Genomic DNA, 6,853 nt, shown 5'->3' with positions numbered 1-6,853 from the left:
CCAAGCCTCTGGCGCTGCAACTTCGGAATGGAAGCTGGCCCGGGACAGATCAAGGCGGGCGCGCAGGGTCTGCTCGTCTTCCGGCAGGCTGGTGAAACCGCGGCCGGACAGCACCGCCAGCTCCATCAGGCTATCGAAATCGGCGGGCATGGCGGGACGAACGACAAGCATGGTCAGTGGCACTCCGGGAGGCGGGTCATGGCGGCGCGCAGGCCTGGGCCGTCGATCTCGCCGCTCGCCAGTTTCATCAGGATCAGGGCCGAGAGCTGGGCGCGCTCGACAAAGCTTTCGGGCCAGGCGTGTTCGGCCTCGCTGTGGATGTCGCCGCCGCGCACGCCCAGGGTATCGACATTGGGCAGGCCCGAGGCGAACAGGTTATTGCCCTCGCAGACCCCGCCGGACGGCTTCCAGGCGATGTCTTGGCCCAGGAGAGCTCCGGCCTCGCGCACCGCGCCGAACAGCCGCTGCTGAGCGGCGTTGAACGGCTTGGCGCCGCGGGTGATCGCCCCATGCAGGTGGGCGTGCAGGCCCTCGCCCCGCGTCGAGGCGACGATGGCGGCCACCTGCGCCTCGAACCAGACGGCGTCCTCACCGTCCGGAAAGCGCACATTGAACCGCACGATCGCCACGTCCGGGACCATATTGAGCGGCGAGCCGCCGTCGATCTTGGCGATGTTGATGGTGACGCCGCCGCGGCGGCCGTTGAGGGCGTCCAGGGCCTGGGCGATCCTGGCGGCCTCCATCACCGCGTTGCGGCCGGCGGCGAAGTCGCGACCGGCATGGGCGGCGCGGCCGTGCACGACGATGTGGAAGTTGCCCGAGCCCTTGCGGGCGCTGGCCAGGGATCCGTCGGCCAGGGCGGGCTCATAGGTCAGGCCGACATGACCGAGGGCGGCGAACTGGGCCAACACCGGGGCCGAGGCGACCGAGCCGATCTCCTCGTCGGGGGACAGCAGCACGCGATAGCCGACCCGCGCCGCATCGGGATGTCGCTCGAAGGCCTCAAGCGCGGCCAGCATGACCGAGATGCCGCCCTTCATGTCGGCGATGCCGGGCCCATGCAGGGCGCCGTCCGGGCGGGTGGTCACGGTCTGGAAGCGACTGGTCTCGGGATAGACGGTGTCGTAGTGGCCGGTCAGCACGACCTGAACCGGCGCGTCGGGCCTGACCACGACGGCGATCGCGGGCGGGTGGGTCTGCTCGCCCACCTTGCCGTCAGCCCCGATTTCGGGCGAGGCGGCCAGCGGGATCTCGGCCGGCGCGGCGGGCAGGACCGAGAAGGCCTCGACCAGCAGGCGGCGCTGCCGTTCCAGCCCGTCCAGGTGACGGCTGCCGGAGTTGACAGCGCACCAGGCCACGGCGCGTTCGATCATCCGGGGCCCGTCGGGCGCCAGACCGTCCAGAACGACGCGGTCCTCATTCGTGAGTCGCATTGGCTTATTGTCTCCCTCAGCTCAACCTAAACCAAGGGCCGCGGGCAAACCGTGCTTCCTGGGAGGAGGAAACCGGGAGCCCACGCAACAGCCTTGCCCCGAAGCCGGACCAGAACGGCGCAAACCGTCCGCCCATAGCGGCTCCAGACCTGAAATCTGGTGCGTTTGCGACCGCAAAGCCGGAGCTTGGCGGGAAACAGCCTATTCGTAGTCTTTTCGCCAGCGGACGGAAAGCTTTGCGTCGCCCTGACCGCCAATTCTCGACACCAGGGACAGGGCGCGACGGATGCGCCACTCGACCTGGGCGGCGGGACCCTCGCGGCCGCCGCCGATGATTTCGAGATAGACGTCGTCAGTGACGTACTTTCCGCCAGCCACAGTCACCCCCGTGGCGCTCTCGGCGAACGACAGGCGGTCCAACCGGGCCAGGTTGCGGATATTGCCGATCACGTCGAAGCCCCCGCCTCCGGCCAGGGCGGCCAGGGCCGAGGCCAGTTGCGCGGCCTCGATCGGGGTCAGGTTGGCGGCCGACGAGCCGAACAGCACCTGGCTGAGCACCTCGTCGCTGGGCAGTTCTGGACGCGAGGTCAGGGTGATCTCGGGCTTGGCGGCCGTACCCTGTATGCGCACGATGGCGGTCAGGGCCGTGTCGCTGCGGGTGGCCGACAGGTCCAGACGAATGCGGTCCATCTGGGTGGCCAGGCGCACGACCCCGCCGTCGTCAAATTCAAACCGCTTGCCCGCAAAGTCGTATTCGCCGCGCACTACCCGGGCCACGCCGTCGAGGACGGGGCTGGACGAGGTTCCGCCGACATGGGCGTCGAGCGACAGCTCCACATCCAGACCGCGGCCTTTGACGAACACCCGCCGGGGGGCCTTCAGCGTCACATCCAAAGCCATGCCGCCGCCGACATTGACACGTCGCGCCTCGACGCCCTGAACCAGATCCTGGGGCCGATTGCGCTCGACCACATCCATCACCACCACCCCGGCCGGCGTCTTGCTGTCGGCCGAAACGTCGGCGCGGTCGATGGTCAGGGCCCCGGTCATCTTGACCTTGCCGTCGGCGCCGCGATTGATCGTCGCCTGACCGGTGGCGATGGCCGTGGCCAGATCGGTATCCACCACCTGGAAGCCGCGCAGATTGAGGCGGAAGCCGCTGACCCCGTCGCGGGCCAGGCTGATACGACCAGAGCCGCTGACCTCGCCGCCCTGACCGTCGCCGCCGCTGGCCTGGCTGACATCGATGGCGTTGTCGGCCAGAGCCATGCGGATGGTCACGTCACGGAGGCGAAGGCCCGTCTGGCCGTCGTCGAAACCGCCCTTCTCGAGGGCGGCCCGTCCAACGAGGCGCGGATCCGCCAGGGTTCCGGCCAGGGTTCCTTCGGCGTCGATGCGGCCCGACAGCCCCCGTTCGGGCCCCACGACCAGGTCCCACAGCGGCTTGATTTCCCCCTGGGCCAGGAACTTGCCCTGGACGGGGCGCTGGCGGTTGATCGCCAGGTGGAACGGCTTGGCCGACGCCTCGGTCGGCAGGACGAAATCGACGGCGGCCCGCAGACCCTGACGATCCGAGCCCGTGGCGTTGACGGTCAGGAGCGTGTCGCGCAGGTCGCCCTTGATCTGGACGTTCATCGACTGTTCGATCTGCGCGCCCCGCTCGCGGGCGTCGCGCAGAGTGGCGCTGAAGTCGCCGGTCAGTTGCTCGCCGCGTCCCTGCAGGCCAAGGCGGGCGTCGATCTGCCCGGCGAGGTCGGGGTTCAGGGCGGTGAGGCTGACGCCGTTGAGCGTCGCGTTCAGGACCGCCCGGTCTCCACCGATGTCGGCGTCGACATCCGCCTGGCCATCGCCCAGGATCAGGCGCACGCGGGCTGTTGTCTGCGGTCCGCCAAAGCGGATCTGGGCGGTTTCGCGGGTGCGCACCTCGGTGCGGGCCATGGTCCCAGCGGCGTCGAGCGCCAGGCTGTATTCTGGTCCCTGCTCACTGAGCACGCCGGAGCCCTTGAGGGACCAGACCCCCGCCGGAGCCTCGCCGCGCGCCGCGATGGTCAAGGGTAGTCGCGCCAGCGGGCCGGAAGCCTTGATGGTCGCCGAACGCATCTTCCACGCGCCGCCGATCACGTCCTGCGCCGTCAGATCCAGCACGGCGTTGGCCCCGTCGGCGGCCTCGACGATCCGCACCATGCCCTTGACCTGGCCTTGGGTCAGGAAGGCGCCCGGGCCGATCGCAACCTGCAGGTTCGCCGTCGCCGGTCGGCCGCTGCGCAGGGATACCGCGCCCTGGGCCTTGGCGCCGCCGGCGTCGACATCCAGGCCGGACAGCTCGACGCCCCCGGGCGCGAAGCTGAAATTCGTGGTTCCGCGCGCCGGGCCGTGCTGGCTGGTGGCGTCGATCGTCACCGACCCATCGGTTCCCGCGGCGCCCCGCGCGAAGGACAGCAGGACATGAGCGTCAGTCAGAGGCAGGCGAGGCAGGTCGATACTGTCCAGATCGGCGACGATATCGGCCCGCGGCGCGGCTAGCGTGCCGGTGATCGCGCCGGTCCCCCTGGCCTTGCCGGTCAGCTCCACCGGACCGATCCGGAAGGGGCCGGCGGCGGTCCAGTCCAGCTTGAACCCCAAGGCGCTGCTTGGCCCCAGAACCCCGCCCCCGCGAACCGCGGCGGACGCCCCGTCCAGCTTGCCTTCAGACACCGACAGGCGGCTGTCGGCCCAAATGGCCCGCCCAGAGAATCGCGGCGTGGCGCCGAGCAAACGGTCCAGCTCCGGCCAACCCGTCCCGAAGTCTGTCGCCCGGGAGTCGACCGTCAAGGCCCACGGGTTTGAGCCGGCCTGGCTGGCCGACCATTTCGCGGTGACCTGACCCTTGGCTCCCGCGCGCACCGGTCCCAGCGAGGCGACCGTGGCGTCGCCCTTGAAGGTCAGACCGCCGAGGATCCCGCGTTCCCCTTCACCGTCGACGATCAGGTTGGGGGCCACGACATGGGCGGCGCGGATCAGGAAGCGGCCATCCTTCAACCTGACTCCTTCAAAGGTGGCCTTGGGGGACGGGCCCAGCAGGGCGAGCAAGCCCTGGCCGCCGCCGCCTTCACCGGCCGCCTCGGCCTTGATGGTCAGTTCGCCGGACTTCCATGACACTTTCGCCGGGCCGCGCACGCGCGCCAGTTGGTAGCCGAGCCATGACAGGTCGGCGACATCGACCGCCCCTTCGATCGCAAAGCCCTGCTTACCCAGGCTGAACACGCCCTTGACCCGCCCCGTCCCCATGTCGGGAAGGACCGTGACCTTTGACAGGTCGCTGATCACGGCGGTGAACGGGAAGCCATCGGGGCCCGTGAGCCGCTTGCCGATATCCCGAGGCCGCGCCCCGACAGCTTGAGGTTGGGGCTGTCGACCTGAATCTTCAGGTCCTGAAAGGCGCCTGCCTTGCGGCCAAGGACCGAAAACTCGGCCCCTGCCCCGAACATTCGCTCCAGGCGCCGCGTCAGGGACGAGGCCGACAGATCGATCCGACCGCTGGCTGAACCGCCCTGAGGATCCCACGCTCCCCCGGCCTTGAGCGGGGTCGTATCGCCCGAGCGGGCCAGCACCGTGAAGGCCCCGCGCTCGATGGTGCCGTTGGCCTTGGCGCTCAGATCAAACGGGCGCTCCGCTGACAGGCCCAGGGCCCCGGCGATCGCGCCGCCGTTGGCCTCCTGGGCGTCAGCGGCCAGCAGCAGGGTCTTGTTCCGTCCCAGATCGAAGACAAGATTCAGGTGGTCTCCGGCATGCAGATGACTGACCACGCCCAGCCGGCCCTTCTGCCCGCCCCTCCGGGCCATTTCATAGTCGCCGGCGACATCGAAATCCCCAGCTTGGCGACTGAACTCCGGTCGGGTCACCAGGCGTAGGGCGAAGCTGTCGATATCAATCGACAGGGGCGCGGCGCTCGACTTGCCTTTCGGGGTCAGAGTCGGCCGCCGGAGCACCAGCGCCTGTCGCGCGGTAATGCGGTCGGCATGGAAGCGTCGACCGAACAGCTCTGTGGCCCGCCACACGACGTGAACATCCCGGGCCTCGAGCCAGACGCCCTTTTCATCCGAAATGGTCAGACGGCCGACCCCGAAGTCCCGCCAGATATCGCCCGACAGCCCCTCGATCTTCAGGCGTCCGATCCGGCCAAGCTTGAGGCCGCTGGTGCGGGCTTCCAGAAACGCCCGCCCCTGCGGCGTGATGGCCCCGAGCCGCACGCCGCCGAACAGCAGCGCGACGAGCATGACCAGCGTGACCGACGCGATGATCAGCCAGCCTGGGCCCCCGATCCGGCGCGCCGTCTTGACGACCGCCTCCGTGACATCCGACGTCTCGCTCAAAAGCTCTGACCGATGCTGAGATAGATCTGGAAGGCCGGGTCGCCGACCCGTTTACCGAGGGGTATGGCGATGTCGGCGCGGATCGGCCCGAAGCCGAGATCATAGCGCACGCCGACCCCGACGCCGGCCCGGAAGTCGTCGAGACTGGGCGTCTGCGCGCCGCCCACCGCGCCGGCGTCGACAAAGGCCACCCCGCCCCAGCGCTCGGTAAAGCGGTGGCGTACCTCGATCGAGGTTTCCAGCAGCGAAAGCCCGCCCTGCGGCGTGTTGTTGCTCTTCAAACGCGGTCCGATGGCCTGGTAGGCATAGCCGCGCACAGATCCGCCGCCGCCGGAATAGAACCGCCGCGCCGCGGGGGCCTCGGGCAGCGTGCCGCCCAGCATCGAGCCGGCCTTCAATCGCCCGGCGATCACCGTGGACGCCGTTTCGCCAAAGGGAAAATAGATCGAACCCTGGGCCTGAGTCCGGACATAATTCAGGCTGGTGTCGCCCAGGATCACCGTGGGCTCGGCCGGGCCTCGACCCGCCAACCGGTATGAGGGTCAAGAACGTCGTCTGACCGATCCAGGGCATAGGCCGCCAAGGTGGTGAGGGTCGCCAGGTTCTGCCGGACCGTGCTGGTCAGGCCCGTGCTGTCCTGCACCAGTTCATCTGTCCGTGTCAGATCCAGCGCGACGCCATAGGTGCGATAGACGGTGGGCCGCAGACGGCGAGTCAGATCCGCGCTGAACCGAGCGCCGGCTTCCTCATAGGCGTCGGTGGTGTCGCGGAACACCGCGCCGTTGAGCTTCAGGGTCTGTTGGGCGCGACGCCAGTGAGGCAGGCTGAGCTCGCCTTCCAGGCGGCTGTCCAGCTCGGCGAGGCGGGCGGTGATCGTAGTGGTGTCGGCGCGGCGCAGGCGATTATAGCGGATCCACCGCGCATCGACGCCGGGCCTTCACTGGTCGAAAAGCCGGCGCCCAGCTCGAATGGTCTTGGCCGGGCGATCCGCCAGGGTGACAAGGACCGGTCGCAGCCCGTCGGGGCGAATGCGGTCCTTCGGGGTCAAGGCGACCGAGACCGTGTCGA

Annotated in this window: 6 protein-coding genes; all 6 read right to left on the bottom strand. The window is 69.2% G+C overall.

What is annotated here, in order from left to right:
• Positions 1–171 (bottom strand): arginine N-succinyltransferase (locus CSW58_RS08215; RefSeq protein ID WP_201721609.1); only part of this gene is annotated, 171 nt, incomplete at its 3' end.
• A 2-nt stretch (positions 172–173) separates the two neighbouring features.
• The gene (locus tag CSW58_RS08210) at positions 174–1,433 is read right to left on the bottom strand and encodes a hydrolase (RefSeq protein ID WP_099446966.1); all 1,260 of its coding nucleotides are present in this window, start codon (positions 1,431–1,433) and stop codon (positions 174–176) included.
• Between the two features lie 201 nt (positions 1,434–1,634).
• Complete coding sequence (locus CSW58_RS08205; protein WP_236627722.1) at positions 1,635–4,739, bottom strand: translocation/assembly module TamB domain-containing protein; 3,105 nt, start codon at positions 4,737–4,739, stop codon at positions 1,635–1,637.
• Positions 4,736–5,785, bottom strand: coding sequence for a hypothetical protein (locus CSW58_RS15115; protein ID WP_236627721.1), 1,050 nt, complete (start codon positions 5,783–5,785; stop codon positions 4,736–4,738). Before CSW58_RS15115 ends, CSW58_RS08205 begins: the two co-directional genes overlap by 4 nt.
• On the bottom strand, positions 5,782–6,315 hold the full coding sequence (locus CSW58_RS15760) for an autotransporter assembly complex family protein (protein ID WP_255406568.1): 534 nt from the start codon (positions 6,313–6,315) through the stop codon (positions 5,782–5,784). The genes CSW58_RS15115 and CSW58_RS15760 overlap by 4 nt, the downstream gene beginning before the upstream one ends.
• The gene (locus CSW58_RS15755; protein ID WP_369825119.1) at positions 6,282–6,638 is read right to left on the bottom strand and encodes a hypothetical protein; all 357 of its coding nucleotides are present in this window, start codon (positions 6,636–6,638) and stop codon (positions 6,282–6,284) included. The genes CSW58_RS15760 and CSW58_RS15755 overlap by 34 nt, the downstream gene beginning before the upstream one ends.
• Positions 6,639–6,853 lie beyond the last annotated feature (215 nt).

The organism is Caulobacter sp. B11 (assembly GCF_002737765.1).
In the GTDB taxonomy this organism is placed as follows: Bacteria; Pseudomonadota; Alphaproteobacteria; order Caulobacterales; family Caulobacteraceae; genus Caulobacter.
This window is presented reverse-complemented; position numbering and strand designations above follow the sequence as displayed.